10 protein-coding genes and 1 pseudogene are annotated in these 17,225 nt (G+C 71.5%); 5 read left to right on the forward strand and 6 right to left on the reverse strand.

From position 1 onward, the window contains the following. Positions 1-490: 490 nt before the first annotated feature. Positions 491-748, forward strand: coding sequence for a hypothetical protein (locus C3B71_RS15760; RefSeq protein WP_159097612.1), 258 nt, complete (start codon positions 491-493; stop codon positions 746-748). A gap of 34 nt (positions 749-782) precedes the next feature. Next, positions 783-3,224: a DUF6571 family protein gene (locus tag C3B71_RS01920; RefSeq protein WP_309300304.1), complete on the forward strand. Its 2,442-nt coding sequence runs from the start codon at positions 783-785 to the stop codon at positions 3,222-3,224. Positions 3,225-3,290: 66 nt separating this feature from the next. On the opposite strand, the gene C3B71_RS01925 is transcribed toward C3B71_RS01920, so the two are convergent. Then, entirely contained in the window at positions 3,291-3,830 is a 540-nt protein-coding gene (locus tag C3B71_RS01925) for a MauE/DoxX family redox-associated membrane protein (RefSeq protein WP_159097613.1), read from the reverse strand. Positions 3,831-4,028: 198 nt separating this feature from the next. Between C3B71_RS01925 and C3B71_RS01930 the strand changes: the two genes are divergently transcribed. From C3B71_RS01930 to C3B71_RS01940, 3 genes are all read left to right on the forward strand, one after another. Further along, positions 4,029-5,030, forward strand: a complete 1,002-nt coding sequence (locus C3B71_RS01930) for an AAA family ATPase (RefSeq protein ID WP_234416037.1) — start codon at positions 4,029-4,031, stop codon at positions 5,028-5,030. Between the two features lie 4 nt (positions 5,031-5,034). Continuing rightward, positions 5,035-8,763 carry a transglutaminase domain-containing protein gene (locus C3B71_RS01935; RefSeq protein WP_108965772.1) on the forward strand — a complete coding sequence of 1,243 codons (3,729 nt, stop codon included), beginning with the start codon at positions 5,035-5,037 and terminating at the stop codon, positions 8,761-8,763. A gap of 293 nt (positions 8,764-9,056) precedes the next feature. Further along, complete coding sequence (locus tag C3B71_RS01940; RefSeq protein ID WP_108965775.1) at positions 9,057-10,073, forward strand: hypothetical protein; 1,017 nt, start codon at positions 9,057-9,059, stop codon at positions 10,071-10,073. Between the two features lie 155 nt (positions 10,074-10,228). Here the strand turns inward: C3B71_RS01940 and C3B71_RS01945 are convergent, their stop codons facing one another. The 5 genes and pseudogenes from C3B71_RS01945 to C3B71_RS01965 form a co-directional block, all read right to left on the reverse strand. Beyond that, positions 10,229-11,608, reverse strand: coding sequence for an alpha/beta hydrolase (locus tag C3B71_RS01945; protein ID WP_108965777.1), 1,380 nt, complete (start codon positions 11,606-11,608; stop codon positions 10,229-10,231). Next, positions 11,601-12,635, reverse strand: a pseudogene (locus tag C3B71_RS01950) (bifunctional lysylphosphatidylglycerol flippase/synthetase MprF); the annotation flags it as partial. The gene C3B71_RS01945 and the pseudogene C3B71_RS01950, both read right to left, overlap by 8 nt. A gap of 681 nt (positions 12,636-13,316) precedes the next feature. Next, complete coding sequence (locus C3B71_RS01955) at positions 13,317-14,396, reverse strand: alpha/beta hydrolase (protein WP_108965782.1); 1,080 nt, start codon at positions 14,394-14,396, stop codon at positions 13,317-13,319. After that, positions 14,393-15,592 carry a homoserine O-acetyltransferase MetX gene (metX, locus tag C3B71_RS01960; protein ID WP_073330217.1) on the reverse strand — a complete coding sequence of 400 codons (1,200 nt, stop codon included), beginning with the start codon at positions 15,590-15,592 and terminating at the stop codon, positions 14,393-14,395. The genes C3B71_RS01955 and metX overlap by 4 nt, the downstream gene beginning before the upstream one ends. A gap of 53 nt (positions 15,593-15,645) precedes the next feature. Further along, positions 15,646-17,007: an O-acetylhomoserine aminocarboxypropyltransferase/cysteine synthase family protein gene (locus C3B71_RS01965; protein WP_108965784.1), complete on the reverse strand. Its 1,362-nt coding sequence runs from the start codon at positions 17,005-17,007 to the stop codon at positions 15,646-15,648. Positions 17,008-17,225: the final 218 nt, after the last annotated feature.

Here is a 17,225-nt window from a genome sequence, read left to right on the forward strand (position 1 = left end):
CGTCTGCCACTCAGACAACGGACTCGTCCAGAGAGGCGGAGCCTACGTCCACGTCCACCGGATCGCCAGGCCAGTGACAATGCTGCAGTTCAAGTTCAGCCGTGTGACGTCACTCCTTGCCGTTGTGACGGTGGTGCTTGTGGTTGCATCGGTGGGCTGCGCGAGTGGCTGTGCCGGCGACTCGGTTGCGGGCCCTTATTGTGGGTTGATTGCGGAGGAGGATGTGGTTCCTATAGTGGGTCGTGCGACGGAGGTCGAGGAGGGTAGTGACGGAGTGTTCTACTGTAGTATTGAGGGCGAGCGTGCCGTATTGGCCGCGCACGGTACGGCGGATTCATGGGTGGCGTTCGGGCGTGGTGGTAATAATGCGTTTACCACGTTGGAGGCGATTGCCGGGGGTGAGGGGCGTGAGGTCCCGGGTACGGATGCGCGTGTATTCTCTTACGTGTTTGGTAGTGGGACTGAGAGTGCTAACGCGTATGCTTATTGGTTGGAGGGTCGTGCCGGGTTTGCCATGTACACGGTGATTGCAGAGGATGCTGATGAGTCGACGGCTGCGGCGTTGGAGGAGCTGGTGATCAAGTACGCGCCGCAGGTGCTGGACGGGGTGGCATCGCGTACGGAGGATCCCGGTCGTAACCGTCATGATCCGGCCACTGGCACTCCCAGTCCCGAGCCGTCTGCCGCCCAGACTGCGGACTCGTCCAGCGAGGCGGAGTCTACGTCCACCGGATCGCCCGGAAGCTGACAATGCAATGCTATTCTCTAGGTTAACCCGTTTGGTGTCGCTTCGCTCGGTTGTGATAGTGCTGTTTATGCTTGCATCGACCGGTTGCGTGAGCGGTTGCGCTGATGATTCGGTAGCGGGCTCGTATTGTGGTGTTTTTGAACAGGATGATGTCACGTCTATCGTGGGTCGGGTGGATAGTGTTGAAGATGAACGTTCTAGCGTGATGGGCTGCAGGATTCATGGTGAGCGCGGCATACTTGTCGCAACCAGTACTACTGACTCGTGGGTCGGGTTCGGTCAGAACGGCAATAATGCGTTCACCACGTTGGAAACGATTACTGGGGGTGAGGGGCGTGAGATTCCGGGCACGGATGCGCGCGTCTTCTCCTATCTTGGGCCGCACCCAAAGCATCCGGATGCTTATGCTTATTGGCTGGAGGGCCGCGCCGGGTTCACGATGTACACCGTGGTCGCCGAGGACGCTGACGAGTCGACGGTGGCGGCGTTGGAGGAGCTGGTGATCAACTACGCGCCGCAGGTCTTGGATGGAGTGGCCTCACGCGCCGATGACCCCGGACCTAACTGGAACGACCCGACCGATGCTGATCCCAGCGCTGAACCGACTGCATTCGCCACCGCTGAGCAAACCGCAGCGGTCGCGGCGAGTGCGGATTCATCGGACCGGGCTCGAAGCGATGCGGAGGATGCGAAGAACACCAAGCCCGATGAACTGCTGGAACTTATACATGGCTCGGTGGCAGACCATCAGAATGATGAGGTCTACGCCACAGCCTTCGCCGACGCCATGGGTCCCGAGGGCATGGCGAAACTGGCCTATACGATCAATCAGCAGCGGCTGCAGCAGACCGAGAACCTGCCCGCTTACGATCCGATTGATCCCGACGCCGAATACGCGACCCGTTGGCAGCAGACCGACGACGCATGGTTGTCCGCTCAGGCGACGCTGTCGATCTGCTTCGGCACTGCTACTCACTCCTCGGCCTGGACTCCGCAGCACCGCTCGGACTACGCCGAGAAACTGAGCGGGCTGGTCACAGACGAGGACCACCCCTACTACATGCCGCTCGGTTTCAACCTGCTGCTGTCGGGAGCCAACCGCTCGGCGACGAACATACTGACCGGGGCGCCGACGACCGCTGGCGGGGTGTTCAACAGGTACTTCCTCCAGGACCTGGGGTCTGCGGTAAGGGCGCATGAGCGGGCCGGCGATGACCTGCCTGAGTGGCAGTTGCAGCGGATGAAAGCGTCACCACCAGAGGGAACTGTGGGTGATTGGGATCCGATGACTGGGATTCTGACTGCGATGGGGCGGCAGCCTGATGCGGCTTTGGAGTTCTTGGCGTCGCCGGTTGATGATCGTGCAATCGAGCAGACTGTGGTGGTTGATGGTACTACTTGGGAGTGGCTTAAGGGGCGTGAGTGGGACTCAAGCGGTTTTGAGGCGCTAACGGCGGCCGTGGCCGGTGCTTCGGAGCATCGGCGGCTGACGACGGGGACGAAGGATGAGCGTGCTGCGTGGATCACGGAGCAGGCGGTGGTCGACATGGCGGGGCATAAGGGCAGCCTGTGGTCGGACGCTTCGCGCCAGAATGCGGCCGCCGTGCTGGCCAACTCCATGCAAGAGATCGACGAGGCCGCCAACGGGGCGCAACGATCTGCGGAGGCATCCGGTTTCAACGCGTCCATGCCTGCGGGCTGGGAGGAAGGCCACAGATACGAGGTTCGGTCCTTGCTGCAGGAGACGCTCAAAGACGACATCGCGCTACAGACCGTCTCCGCCGCGGCGGGGCGATACACCTCGCTGCGCCTCGACGATGCGCTGGAAATGCTGCCTGCCGACTCTGATGGCTCGGAAGACTCTGAAAAATCGAATCTGAAGAAAGCGAGCTCCCTGATCGTTCAGAAACTTTACCCCGATGGTCGTCTGCTCGGATACATCCAGGGCGCCGCGGAAAAGGGCCGCGGTGACGAGGGAGAGCAGCTGGATGCGACAAACCAGATGTTGCTCAATGCCTTCGACGACGGGGTGTACTCCACCGCCGATACTGTTGCCGGCGCCGCCGGGCCTGCTTGGGGCGGTATGGCGCGGCAGAGCGCGCAGTCCTACACAGTGGCCGCGCTGCAGAATCCCATTGTTGGCGCACCTGACCGAAGTGACGTGCAGGAGTTCGGAATATCAGAGGCTGTGAGGCGGCACTTCCTGGTGGAGGCGTACTCCAAGCTCGATGAACGAGGACTGCTTCCGGCCGGAGCCTACGAGAACCCCGATGGCAGGCGCTACACCTACGCATGGATGAAACAGGACTCCACCGGGCTCCCCAAGCTAGACGTCGCGGTGCTGTTGTTCAACTCGGGCAACATACCTCAGTTCGCCAGCTGGCTACTCGATCCCGATCTTTCCGGAGTGACCATCCGTGATGGCGTGCCGGCAGTAGATGCGTTTGAAGTGGGCCACGATGCGGGCGGAGCATGAACGCGGCGCTGTACGACCACTGCGCCATCGGCCGCCCAGCACAGAGCGCGACCCGGCGGGTGGTCCTCAGGCCGGCTGCGGCTGACGGAACTTGTCCCAGTTCGTCAGCAGATTGAAGAACATGGCGATACCCAGCACGATGACCACCATGTTGCTGCCGGGGCTGGCCAGCACCAGGCGCTGCGGGGTGACAAGCAGGTCGGCCACGAGCACCGCGGCCAGCGCCACATTCGCTGCGACGACGCCGGGTCCCACCCGCCACCGCAGCCGCGAGCCGAAGTAGCCGCAGTCGGCCTTGATGCCGCGCGCGAGCACGCTGACCGAGGCGCCGGCCAGCGCCAGCAGCAGGACGGCGGTGATCGTTTCGGTGATGGGCAGGCGCCCGCCCAGCACCAGGCAGCCAGCCAAGAACAGTTCGACCGCGGGCAGGGCTATCGCCACGGCCCGCGGGCCTCGTCCGGGGAGTAGACGGTAACCGGCGACGTCGGCGACCTGCAGCTCTCGCGAGGTGGCGAGCTTCGCGTAGGCGCTGACCGTGAGCAGCAGGCCGATCAGGATCCGACCCACCGCGAGGGCCACCGGGACAGTCGGGGACACAGGACTCACGCTCCTTCTGCGGACCGCTGTGCGTGCATCCACACAATGCGAGCCGCGTTGTGACGGTGGTCTCAGGATGCTCGATATTCGGACGCAGGTCAATACTTAGGCGACACGAACTCGCGCCTTGCGGGAAGCGCCCGGACTCGCGCTGCCAGGGCCTGCCACCCCCTGTCACCACTTGGAGACCTCTGCCAGAATCGGCGCATGACCAGCGCTGATAGCCGCGGCGCCGCCGACGCGCACACACCGATGGCCCCCGCCGCCCTGCGCGAACTCGCCGACGCCCTGCGGGAGCGAATGCAGCGCGTAGTCGTCGGCAAGACCGAGGCGATCGACACCCTCCTGGCCACCTTCCTGGCCGGCGGCCACCTCCTGATCGAAGACGTTCCCGGCGTCGCCAAAACCACCCTCGCACTCGCGCTCGCGCGCTGCCTGGACCTGAGCTCGGCCCGCATCCAGTTCACCGCCGACCTCCTGCCCGCCGATGTCACCGGTGTGAGCGTCTACGACCAGTCCACCCGCGAGTTCCGCTTCCACCCCGGCCCGGTGTTCGCCGGCGTCGTCGTCGCCGACGAGATCAACCGGGCCACGCCCCGCACTCAGTCGGCCCTACTGGAGGCCATGGGGGAGGGGCAGGTCAGCGTTGAGGGCCGCTCCCTGCCCCTGCCCGACCCGTTCATCGTCATCGCCACCCAGAATCCACTGGACATGGAGGGCACCTTCGCGTTGCCCGAGGCCCAGCGCGACCGCTTCATGACCCGCCTGACCATGGGCTATCCGGACCCCGACGCCGAGGCGGCCATGCTGCTCGCCCGCGGCGCAGCCGACCCCCTGACCGCCCTCACTCCCATCGCCTCCGAGCACGACGCCCGCGCGGCCCGCGCCGCCGTCGCCGGCCTGTATCTGGCCCCCGCCGTCGCCCGCTACATCGTCGCCCTGGTATCCGCCACCCGCAGCGACGCGGCCCTCGCCCTGGGCGCCAGCCCGCGCGCCAGCCTCCATCTGGCGGCCGTCGCCCGCGCCCGCGCAGCCATGGCGGGCCGCGGCTTCGTGTCCCCCGACGACGTCGCGCGTGCCAGCGGTGACGTGCTCGCCCACCGGCTGGTCCCCGTCGGCCACTACGCCCGGGCCGCCGACGCCCTCGCGGCCGCCGACGCGGCCCTGGAGCGCATCGTCGCCCACACCCCTGTGCCGGCGGAGACCTGAGCCGATGCCGGTGAAATCCCAGCGTCCGGGCCGGCCGGCGGATCCCAGACGCCCGCATCCCCGGCACCCTACCGACCTGGGAGCCCGGAACAGCCGGCCTCATCGCCGCATCCCCTGGGCGGCGCCGACGGCGGCGGGCTGGCAGGTCATCCTGCTCGCGCTGGCCTTGACGGTGGGCGGCGCCTGGGCCGGCCTGACACTCGCACGGAACCTGGGCATCGTGCTGGCCGCACTGGCGGTCGCCGGCCTGCTTGCCGGCTGGTTACTCGCGCTCGCCGCCGGCCCACGTCCGCGCCTGACCGGCCCCGGCGACGTCCACGCCGGCGAGAGGGCCGTGTGGCGGTTGGCCGTGGACACGCGTCTACCTCGGTGGATGCCCCTATGGGCGGCCTGGCGCGTCGACGGCGACCGTTTCCTGATCCCGGTGGTCGCGGGCGGCTGCGCGATCGCCCACAGCCCGAGCCGACGCGGCCGGCTCGCGGTCGGCGTGGAGGGCCTGACCTGCCATGACCCGCTCGGCCTGGTACGCGCCCGCATCCCGCTCGGTCTCGACGGTGACCTGTTGGTCCTGCCCCGACCACTCGTGCCGCCGCCGGAGGCCGTCGCCGCCGCCGACCCGAACGCCGCCACCGCGTCTACCGCCTCGGCCTGGCGCGCTCGCGGCCGTGCCGGGGGATCCGATCCCGGCAATTTGCGCGACTACCGTCCCGGCGACTCGCTCGGCGCCGTCCACTGGCGGCAGTCCGCGCGCGTGGACCGGCTGCTCGTGGTCGAGCGGGTGCGCGAGGGTCGGTGGCCGCGCCGGCTGCGCCTGGACCTGCGCGCCGACGCCTACGCGCCCGACCCGGATACGGCGCACTCCGCGGCGGCCCCGGGCGCCACGGAGGCCCCGGGCGCCACGGCCGGTTTCGAGACCGCGGTGAGCCGGGCCGCCGGACTGCTTGAGGCGTGGGCGCGCGCCGGGCACGACGTCGAACTGCGACTCGGCGCAGATATCCACCACGCCGCCCCGGGCGGCGCCGTCGCCCTGCTGCGGCATCTGGCCGTCGTGGAGGTCGAGCCCGGCACTGCCGCCCGGATCCCGGCTCACGATGCCGACGTGGTCATCACCGGCGTCGCCGCCGACCCACCACCTCAGCCGGCACGCGGAGGCGTGGTGCTGGCGGTGGAGTCGGAACCGGACTTCGCTGCCATCCCGGCCGAGTCGGCGTCACCCACCGCGCCGGCCCGCCCACAGCCGGCGACGGCCGCGCGGCCGGCACCGTCCACCCGGCCGCCCACCCGCACCTCCCGCTGGCAGCCCCTGGCTGCCGCGCTCATCGTCGTCGGCCTGTGGCACCTGGCCACCACCGCGCTGGCACCCCTGCTGGCCCCCGAACCCTGGGCGGCCCGTAGCCTGACGATCGCCGCAGCCACCCTGCTGCTCCCCGCACTGACGCGTACCGTCTGGCCCCACCGGAGCGGCCTTGCCTGTGGTCTGGGCCTGGTCGCCGGCACCGGGGCATTGTGGTGGTGCTGGCCGGACACGGTGCGGGCGCGGGCTTGGCTCGCCGACCCCGTGGCGCAGCTGCACGCCGTCGGAACGATCCTGCGCAACGGCCTCGCCCCCCTGGCTACCGGCGGGGCGCTCGGTTTCGCCCTCTGCCTGTTCACCCTGCTGCTGGCCTGGGCGTGTGCGCTCATGAGTGCGGGCGGCGGCGACCGCTGCGGTGCCACCGGGCTGGCGCCAACCGCCGCCCTGCTGGCCCCCGGCGTCGTCCTGGGGCGGTACCCGGACCGCGCCGTGCTGCTGGCCGCCGCCGTCGGCGTGGTACTGCTGATTGTCACCTCGGCGCCCAGCGGCGGACCGGGCTGGGGACCAGGACGCCGTCACGGCGGTTTCCAACCGCCCCGCAATGCCGCCGCCCTGACACGTGCGGCCGGGCGGCTGGCCGGCACCGCGGCGGTGACGTTCCTGGCGACGGCTCTGGCCGCGGGCGCGCTGTCCCGGGCCCCGGCCGTGCCGACACGAACCTGGAGTTGGAACGTGTCCGGCACCGGGCCGGCGGCGGTATCCGTGCCGGACACGACGCTCAGCCTGGGGGAGGACCTCGTGCGCGGGTCGGCCGCCACCGCCTTCGAATACAGCGCCGAGGGCGTGGCCCCGGGAACCGGCCTGCGCTTCACCCTCGCCGTCATCCGCGACCTGGACGGCCGGGAGTGGGAGCCGCTGGACGATCCCGGCCCCACGCGCGCCGACGGCCTGGTCGGGCGCATCGGTTCCGGCGCCCTGACCGCAGGCGGTGCCGTCGCCGCCGCCGGGCTCAGCGGCACCGACGTGCGTTCCGGCGCCGCCGACCTGCAACGGATTCACCTCCGCGTCCTGAACCTGTCCTCCCCGCGCCTGCCACTGCCACAGTCGACGGTATTGATCGCGCCCCCGCGAGACTCCTCCGACGCGACGGCCCTGAACCCGCGGGGCTGGGCGTGGGTGCCCGGCACCTCCACCGTCCTCGCCCGGGGTGCCGATGCCGCGAGCGGCGGCAGCTACACGGCACTGGGGTGGAACGCGGTCGCCGGCACGGACGGCACCCCGCAGGTACCCCCGCCCTACGCGGCCGCCGCCCCGGCCTCCGAGGCTCTGGCCGCCTACACGGCCCTGCCCGAGGGCGCCGACCAGATCGCCGTCACCGCCCAGGAAGTGGCTGACGCCGCCGGGCTCGGCGGCACCGGCGCGGATCCGGCCGCCCGCGCCGCCGCCTTGGCCGCCTGGTTCCACACCGGTGCCTTCGTCTACGACGAGTCGGCCCCCGGTGGCTTTGACGCCGACGCGGAGGTGGCGCCGGTGGAGACGGTCACCGGCTTCCTGACCGAGCGGCGCGGCTACTGCATCCACTACGCCGCCGCCTTCACCCTGATGGCCCGCAGCCTCGGCCTGCCCACTCGCATCGCCATCGGCTACGCCTCTCGCGCCGGAGAGGCGACCACCGCCGTGTCCGGCCGGGATCTGCACGCCTGGCCCGAGGTCTGGTTCGACGACGTCGGCTGGGTGGCCTTCGAGCCGACACCGGGTGGCGCCGGGGCCCGCGCGGACACCGGCACCGCGGCCCAGACCGAGCCCACCGCCGCCACCTCTGCGACGGCGACCGCCTCGACGCAGACCGCACCTGCGACGCCGTCCGCCGGCGCCTCCACCGAGGCGGCAGCACCCGCCACCGGCGGGGCGGCGTTCGAGGGCGGCCCGGGACGACGCCGGTCATGGCTACTTGGAGTGGCTGGGGTGACGCTGTTGCTGGCCGCGCCCGGCCTGGTGCGTGCCCGGCGGCGCCGGCGGCGGCTGGCGCGCATTCGTGCGGGTGACCGGCCCGCGACCGCGGCCTGGGAAGAAGTGGAGGACGCCGCCACCGACCTGGGCCTGTGGGATGCGACCGGGCGCGCCGCGCGCAGTGACGGCGATGCCCTGACGGGGCGGGCCGGGCCGCGGGCGCGCACACATGAGGCCCTCGCCGAGTACCTCGCCGCCATCCCCGCCCTGGATGCGGCCGCGCGTCGTGCCCTGGCGGAGCTTGCCGAGGCGGCCGTGGCCGAGGCCTTCGGCGGCCGGGAGCGCAGCAACGGGGATACCGAGTCCGGCGACCGGCGCCTGGTCCGGCTGGTGCGCACCGGGACCGCGGGGTTGGCCCGGACAACGTCGTCGGTCCGGCGGCTGCGTGCCCGCGCACTGCCCGCGAGCCTCTGGCGTCGGCGTCACTAGGCGGTTGGATCCCAGGCGCCGGAATGTCCTGAACTGTCATGAACGGGGACAAACGCGCCCGCAGCGCTTAAGCGCGAGTTAGTGACCGTTGGAATCATGCGGTTCTCAAAAACGACCCGGGGCGATGAGTCGGTCGTTTGTCCCGGTTGGTGACAATGCGCGCACGCTGACTTCCGGTTGGCGTGTGCAGGCGCCCACACGGGGGCGGTATTCGGGGCCGCGCGTGAGAAGATGGCCCAGCACAGTGCGCGACCCGTCGGGGCGGTGAGCGCCGGACAGGAAGGCACAGCAAGATGGCGCTCTTTGACCTCAAGGATGACCGGCTCGAGCCCGCGGTTCTCGGCCGCCCTGCCACCGATGCGGATCGCACCGCCGTCCTGGCCGCGGTGCGCCGCCAGATCGCCGAGGTCCTGCACCGCCCGCTGCTGGCCGTCGGCTGGGACCAGGTAGTCGGGGGCGACGCCCTGACCGCGCTCGACGCCGCCGGCCAGGTCATCACCATTGAGGTCATTGACGTGCTCGACTCCACCGCACTGCTGCTGGCCATGGCCCGCGCCACCAACGCCGCCCGTACCGGACGCGACCAGCTCGCCTCCCGTTACCCCGGGGGCCTGCCCGCCTTCGAGCGGGACTGGTCCGGATTCCGCGGCGCCATGCCCGCCGGCGTCGAGCCCGGGCCGCGTCTGACCATCGTGGCCACCACCATCGCCGACGACGTGCGCACCTCCTTCGGCATGATCGCCGAATCCGGCGTGGAGTTGCATGAACTGCGGGTGCGCTCCACCGAGGACGGACGTGCCCTGGTATCCGTGGAGCTGCTGCACACCGACGTCGCCAGCCAGGCGCTGGACCTGGACCAGGCCGCCGACCCGGCCGTGCAGACGGTGGCCTCGGACGCCGACCCCGAGCCTTCCACCGCCACCGTGCCCACGCCGGTGGTTGCCGAGCCGCCCAGCCCCCAGCCCGATGCCGTGGCCCCGGTCCCCGTCTCCGCCAGTGGACACCGCCTGGATGCGGCGGCACTCGGCGCCGAACCCACGGTCCCCTCCGGTGCGGCCTCGGAGCAGGCCCTGGCGACCATCGCCCAGGCGCTCGAGACCCCGGCGACCCTGGTGTGGCTGCGCCGGCGCCGCGGCATCGATCACCGTGCGACTCTGGCCGCCGACGGCACCATCACCCTGGCCGACGGCACCGCCTACCGGGACCCGTCCGCGGCCGCCAACGCCGCCCAGCACACCCAGGACATTGACGGCTGGCGCGTGTGGCGCGTCGGCGTCGGCGGCCCGAGCCTGCGCGAACTACTGGCCTGAAGGCGGGAACCGGAACGGCGGGCGGCGGAGGCCGCCCCGGTCGCCTCAGGGGTCGCCCGGTCGCCTACTGCGAGCTTTTGCACCCTGGTGTATGGCGAATAGCCGCACACCAGGGTGCAAAAGCTCGTATCAGAGGGGAAAGGCGTGCCCCAGGCTCAGGCCGTGAGCGCGAGGCGCTGCCCCAGCCAGTCGAGCTGATCGCGCAGCGCCGCCGACCACACCGCCCACGTGTGCCCGCCGGGATACTCCCGCTCCGTCACGGACATGCCCGCCCGCATGGCCGCGTCAGCGACGGTCGGCACCACCTGCGCGTAGCGGTCGTCCCCGGTGCCCACCGACAACACCCCGGCCACGCCCGCGTAGCTTCCGGCCGGCGCGGCCGCCAGCAGGGACAGGGGGTCGTTCGCCTCGTAGGCGGCCCGGTCCCCGTCGAAGCCGACGTCGATGGTGCGCTGCTCCGACCCCAGGGTGGGGTGCTCCTCGGCGCTCATCGCCAGGAAGGTGGGGTAGACCTGCGGGGAGCGGGTCACCGCCTGCAGTGCGCAGGTGCCGCCGTTGGACAGCCCTCCGATCGCCCAGTGCGCGGCGTCGTCGTCCACCTGCAGGTGAGCGCGAATCCACGCGGGCACGTCCCGCTCCAGGTAGGTGGCCACCTTTCCGCCGCGCACCGTGTCCGCGCACAGGGGGTTGCGGTAGGGGCTGCCCAGCAGATCCGCAACCACCACCACCGGCGCCAGGCCGGCGTGCGCGGCGGCGTAGGCGTCCAGCGAGTCCTTCAACCCGCCCAGCTCGAACCAGTCCGAGGGGCTGCCCGGCTGGCCGGTCAGCAGCACCAGCACCGGCAGTGCCGGGCGTTGCGGCGTCAGGTAGGCCGGCGGCAGGTAGATGTAGGCGTCGCGGGGTGTGAAGCCGTCGGTGCCGGACTGGTCGCCGGCCGGAATGGTGGCGGTGACGACGGCCCCGGTCTGCGGCATGGCGGCGGGCGCCTGCCACGTGTCTTCAAGCGCGCCTTGCCCGCGCTCGGGGTGACGCGGCAGGGCGGCCGCGGCCGGCAGGGACGCCAACGGCGTCGTTGCCACCCCCATGCCGAGCACCGCGGCGGCCGACGGGTAGGCGGCGAAGAACGCGTTGACGGCCAGGCAGGCGGCTGCCACGGTGGCGGTGATGGACACGCCCGACCCGGCGGCGCGCACCATCCGCCGCTTGCGCTCGCGCACTCGGGCCCGGTCGGCGGCCGCGTCCCCGCCGAGTAGGACCTGGACGACGACGGTCGCCGTCAACGCCACCCACAGCCACACGGTGCCGCCCACGCCGTCGGCGAAGGGCCGCCACAGGCAGTCGACCACCAGCCAGCAGGCCGCTCCGGTCCCCGCCCCGGCCAGTGGCGCGGCGAGCTGCCGGCGCCACGGCAGGTGCCGGGTGCGAGTGAACCACAGCGCGGCCGCCACCGCTGCCACGACCGCCAGGCAGGCCGCCCCCATCCACGGGTGCAGCAGCCGCACCTGCCGCAGTAGCTGCACCACTCCGTCAGTCATGATGCACCAGCACCCGGGCGAAGCGGGCCGCCTGCGCGGGTGTGAGGCCGGGCACGTAGGCGTGTGCGATCGCCAGCCCCACCGCCGGCAGGTCGATGGCCTCCGGCACCGCCAGGTACATGGGCACCGCTCGCGGCTGGAACTTCTGCTTGAAGGCGTGCAGGGAGGCGAAGCCGTAGGCCGGCTCCAGCAGGCGGGCCAGCCGGTCCAGCACCGGGTCCAGGCGAGCCGCGGTCACGCCCGGGCAGGCGGTATCGGCGGAGCGGGCCAGCGGGGCGCCGGACAGGGACAGCAGCTCCAGCCCCTCGGCCTGCGCGTCCTGGACCGCGCGGGCGATCAGGTATTCGATGGCCGGCCGCCACCCGCCGCACCGCCGACGCATGACGTCCAGGGTGAGGCCGACGACCTCGCCGTCGCGGTACACGGGCAGCCAGGAGGTGACGGCGTGGACGGTGCCCTCGGCGTCGACGGCCAGCAGCAGGCGGGTGTCGGCGTCGTCGAGTTCGGCCAGGCCGCCGAGGGTGAAGCCCATCTCCGGCAGGGGCTTGTCCGCTGCCCACTCCTGGGAGATGGCGCGGATCTGGTCGCGCAGGCCGGCGGGCGCCGTGGGCCAGCTGGTCCATTGGGCGGTGATCCCCTCCCGGCGCGCGTGATTCAGGGCGGTGCGCACGTCCTGGAAGGCCTTGCCGCGGAACTCCAAGCCGTCCAGGTCGAGCACCGCCTCCTCGGCGACCTGCAGGACGGTCCAGCCACGCGAGCGCGCCGCCTCCATCACCGGGGCGTGCACGGAGTACAGAGCCGGGATCAGCCCGGAGTCGGCAGCGAAGGCGGCGAAGGCGTCGACCGCGGCGCCCACCTTGTCGGGCGCGGTGGCCGGGTCGCCGAGCGTGAGGGCGACGCCGCCGCCGGCCCGGTAGGCGAAGCCGGTGGCCCCGTCGGCGGTGATCCACGCCTGGTTGCCGGGCCAGGTCGCCATCCAGCCGAGCGTACCGGCGCCATGCGTGCGCACGAGCGCGCCCAGTTCCTCGCGCTGCGTGTCCGCGGCCGGGCGGGCGCGTCGCGTGACGCGCTCGCGGTGCCATACGGCCAGCAGGACGAGCCCGGTCAGCAGCGGCACGAGCAGCCGGCTCGAGGGTCGAGCGCCCGCGCTCCAGACGACGGCGATGACGACGGCGAGCAGGCCGGCGGCCACGCCCAGCAGCGTCAACCCGATGGTGCGGTAGCGCGCCGCGCGGGAGGGGCGTGCCGAGGTGGGGGCAACCGCGTGACGCGGGCGCGCCGTCGGCGCCGGCGTGGGGTACGGCCGCCTCGGAGCGTGGACCTGTGTCGGGGTGGCGGCGCTTGCGGAGGGGGTCATGCGCGGCCAGGTGGGGCTCGCCGCGGTGGTGGGAGATGACGGTGAGATGGCTGGGGCGGACATGAATCCATGGTGCGCGAGCAGTGGTGCAGGTCACCTCACCCCCGCGGATGAACGGCCCCTGAATCGGGCTCCCCCCGGAGTCGGGGACATCCCCTACCTCCGGGTAGGGGGCGGGAAGAAGAAAGTCGTCCTGGTGGCCCCCGTAGCCCTTGGCTCGAGTGACCCAGCCCGGGCACCGGTCGTCTACTGCGAGCTTTTGCACCCTGGTGTGCGGGAATTTGCCGCACACCAGGGTGCAAAAGCTCGTAACAGGCGGTGAAGACGTGGAAATCGCCTAGCGCCGTAGCCTCAGGTGAGCACGTAGCCGCGCAGCCAGCGGCGCAGCGCCGAAAACACCTGGCCGCGCACGGGCGGGGCGGACAGCACCAGGTCGTGCACGCCGCCCTCGAAGCGGGCCACCGTCACCAGGTTGCCCAGGCCGATGGCCCGACGGGCGGTGGCGTCGGCGTCGACCACCGTATCGGTGCTGCGCGCCTCGGGTGTCCAGGTCACGCTCAAATGGCTGCGGGCCGAGCCCATGGACAGGATCGGGCAGCGCACATCCAGGCCCGCGGACACCCGTGCCTGGCCGGCCAGGATCGCCAACAGCCAGCCGGGGCGTATGGGGGCCGACGGCACGATCTTCCAGTCGTGGTCGACGTTCCAGCCGGTCACATACGGGTCGTCCGCCCAGGCGGGGTCGGGCAGTTCGCCGTCGCGCTCCACGTCCCAGCCGTCGGCGAGCGAGTACAGGGCCTCCGGCGGATAGGTGCGGGTGGGGATCACCATGTGCGGGTCGCGGCGGGCGAGCGTGCGCACCACCGGCTCGCCGACCAGGCGCACCGGTTCGGCGCCCTGGATCTCCAGCCAGGCGGAGTTCAGCACCAGTGCGGAGACGGCGCCGGGGTGGCGGTCGGCCCACAGGGCGGCGGTGAGCCCGCCGGTGGAGTGACCGCACAGCACGGTGGGGGTGTCCCAGCCCTCGGCGGCGCGGATGGCCGCCAGGGCCAGGCCGATCTCCTCGTCGTAGTCGGTCAGGGAGGTGACCCAGCCATGCATCTGCCCCGCGCGCAGGGAACGCCCGTAGCGGCGCAGGTCCAGGGCGTAGAAGGCGCCGCCGCTGCGGGAGATCTCCCGGGCGAAGTGCGTCTGGAAGAAGTAGTCGTTCCAGCCGTGCAGGTACAGGAAGGTGAAGCGCGGGATTGTGGGGGTGCCGGGCAGGGCGGCCGGGTCCAGGGCGGGCACGTGGTGGACCAGGGTGGCGACGGCGTCGTCGTCCTCCGCGTCCGGCAGCAGCCGCAGCGTGCGGGCGCGGAAGCCGGGGCCGAGCACGTCCGGTCCCCAGGCGTCGACGGGGGCTGCGGGGGCCCGGTCGGTGGGCGTGCTCATCGGCCGGGCTCGTCCTCGGCCAGGAAGCCGCGCAGGGCGGCGTCCATCTGGTCGGCCTCGATGAGGAAGCCGTCGTGCCCGTGCAGGGAGTGGATGGTGGCCCGGCGGGTGTCGGGGATGCCATGGGCCAGTTCCTCGGCCTGCGCCGGCAGGAAGAGCCGATCGGAGTCGACGTCGACCACCAGCGTCCGGGCCGTCACCGTCCCCAGGGCCGCCTCGATGCCGCCGCGCCCGGCACCGACGTCGTGCACCATCATGGAGTGGTTGACGATCAGGTAGGTGTTGGCGTCGAAACGCGCTAGCAGCTTGCCGGCGTGGTGATCCAGGTAGGACTCGATCTGATAGCGGCCGCCGACGGCGGGGTCCTCCTGCCCCTGGTGGGCGCGGCCGAAGCGCGTGTCCAGCTCCCCGGCGGAGCGGTAGGTGGTGTGGGCGATGGCGCGGGCCAGTCCCAGTCCGCGCACGGGGCCGACCACGTGGTTGTAGTAGTCGCCGTCGAGGAAGTAGGGGTCCCCGACGATCGCCAGTTCCTGCAGGTGGCACCAGGCGAGTTGGTCGGCGGTGGTGGAGGCGCCGGTGGCCACCAGCGCCAGGTTGCGCACCCGCTCGGGGTTCATCACGCCCCATTCCAGGGCGCGGTGCCCGCCCAGGGAGGCGCCGATGACCAGGTGGAAGGCGTCGATGCCGAGGGCGTCGGCCAGCCGCGACTCAGCGCGGACGGCGTCGCGGGTGGTCAGCCAGGGGAAGCGTGAGCCCCAGGGGCGGCCGTCCGGGGCGGTGGAGGAGGGGCCGGTGGAGCCCTGGCAGCCGCCGAGGATATTCGCCGCCACCACGAAGTAGCGGTCGGTGTCGATGGCGCGGCCGGGGCCGACAAGGGTGTCCCACCAGCCGGCGGTGGGGTGGCCGGGGCCGGCGTCCCCGGTGACGTGGGAGTCGCCGGTCAGGGCGTGCAGCACCAGGACGGCGTTGTCGCGCGCGGGCGTCAGCTGCCCCCAGGTCTCAAAGGCCAGATGCGTCTCGGGCAGGATCTCGCCGGAGTCCAGGGGCAGGTCGCCGATCTCCAGGAAGCGGCGGTGGCCCGGGTCGTCGCCGGGTCGCCAGGCGCCCGTGGGGGAGCCCGCCGAACGGTCGACGAGCTTGAGGGTCGCCGTGCCGACCCCCGGCACCGGTGAAATGGGCGAGGTCATGGCCGTCATGGTAGCCGGGGCGGCGGGCGCCGGGCGAGGCCCCCGCGGCCCCGGCGGTCGGGCTAGAGCGCGGCGACGGCGGCCAGGCCCCGTTCGAGGTCGGCGATGATGTCGTCGACGTGCTCAATGCCGATGCTCAGGCGCACGGTGCCGGCGCTGATGCCCGCACGGGACAGCTCGGCGTCGGTCAGCTGCGAGTGCGTCGTCGTCGCCGGGTGCACGGCCAGGGAGCGGACATCGCCGATGTTGGCCAGGTTCGAGAACAGGCCGAGGGCATCGATGAAGGCGGCGCCGGCCTCCCGGCCGCCGACCAGGTCGAAGGCGAAGACGCTGCCCGCGCCCCGCGGGCAATACTTGCGGTGCAGCTCGTAGTAGGGGCTGGACTCGAGCCCCGAGTAGCGCACCTCGGCCACCTCGGGCCGGCCCTCGAGCCACTGCGCGACGGCGAGCGCGTTGTCGACGTGCCGTTCCATGCGCAGGGAGAGGGTCTCGACGCCCTGGGCGATCAAGAAGGCGTCCACCGGGCCGGCGGCGAAGCCGAGGTCGCGCTGGCCTGCGGTGTGGGCCCGCAGGATGAAGGCCATGTTGCCCAGCGGGCTGCCCACGCCCAGGTCGCGGGCGTAGACGAGCCCGTTGTAGGAGGGGTCGGGGGTGTTGAAGGCGGGGAAGCGCTCGGGCTGGGAGGCGTAGTCGAAGTTGCCGGAGTCCACGACCACGCCCATGACGGTGGAGCCGTGCCCGCCGAGGAACTTGGTGGCCGCGTGGACCACGATGTCGGCACCCCACTCGAAGGGGCGGATCAGGTAGGGGGAGGCGACGGTGTTGTCCACCACCAGCGGGATTCCCAGCGCATGTGCGGTCTGCGCGATCGGCTCGATGTCGAGGATGTCGCCCTTGGGGTTGGGGATGGACTCGCCGAAGAAGCAAATGGTGCGCTCGTCGGCCAGCGCCGCCCAGGCGTCGGGGCTGCCCGGCTCGTCCACGAAGCGGGTCTCGATGCCCAGCTTCGGCAGGGTGTGCTTCAGCTGGTTGACGGTGCCGCCGTACAGGGAGGGGGAGGCGACGATGTTGGAGCCGGCCCCGCCCAGGGTGACGAAGGTAAGGGCCTGGGCCGCCATCCCGGAGGAGACCAGGTGGGCGCCGACGCCGCCCTCGAGGGCGGCGATGCGGCGGGCGACGATCTGGTTGGTGGGGTTGTCCAGGCGCGTGTAGATCGGGCCCAGGGACTTCAGGGCGAAGCGGTCGGCGGCCTCCTGGGCGTCGGGAAAAACGAAGGAGGTCGACTGGTAGATCGGGATGGCGCGGGCGCCGGTGTCGGAGTCCGGGGTGTGGCCGGCCTGCACCTGCATGGTCTCGAAGTGCCAGCCGGTCGGGTCAGCGGGGGAGGGGACGTGCGCGGGAGTGCTGGACGGGGTGTCAGCCATGAGAACTCCTTGGTTGGCAGATCGGCGGGAGTGTTGCGGGGCTGCCGGCCGGGTGCGGGAGGCCGCGGGTCGGCTTGCCTGCGGGCAAAACGCTACCTCAGCAGGCGATGTGACGAACGTCACGTTGGCGTGGAGTGTGTCGTGGATCCGCTCCATTGCGGGGTTTGTGGTACGTGAGTGATGTCTTGTGACTCCTGTGAAATCTGTTGTTTCTGTTT

It is taken from the genome of Actinomyces sp. Z16 (assembly GCF_003111765.1).
GTDB classification, from domain to species: domain Bacteria; phylum Actinomycetota; class Actinomycetes; order Actinomycetales; family Actinomycetaceae; genus Actinomyces; species Actinomyces glycerinitolerans.

What these genes read in the sequence shown, in the direction of transcription:
- C3B71_RS01930 (WP_234416037.1), top strand. Translation starts at nt 4,029, where the DNA reads ATGACCAGCGCTGATAGCCGCGGCGCCGCCGACGCGCACACACCGATG.
- C3B71_RS01935 (WP_108965772.1), top strand. Translation starts at nt 5,035, where the DNA reads ATGCCGGTGAAATCCCAGCGTCCGGGCCGGCCGGCGGATCCCAGACGC.
- C3B71_RS01940 (WP_108965775.1), top strand. Translation starts at nt 9,057, where the DNA reads ATGGCGCTCTTTGACCTCAAGGATGACCGGCTCGAGCCCGCGGTTCTC.
- C3B71_RS01945 (WP_108965777.1), bottom strand. Translation starts at nt 11,608, where the DNA reads ATGACTGACGGAGTGGTGCAGCTACTGCGGCAGGTGCGGCTGCTGCAC.
- C3B71_RS01955 (WP_108965782.1), bottom strand. Translation starts at nt 14,396, where the DNA reads ATGAGCACGCCCACCGACCGGGCCCCCGCAGCCCCCGTCGACGCCTGG.
- metX (WP_073330217.1), bottom strand. Translation starts at nt 15,592, where the DNA reads ATGACGGCCATGACCTCGCCCATTTCACCGGTGCCGGGGGTCGGCACG.
- C3B71_RS01965 (WP_108965784.1), bottom strand. Translation starts at nt 17,007, where the DNA reads ATGGCTGACACCCCGTCCAGCACTCCCGCGCACGTCCCCTCCCCCGCT.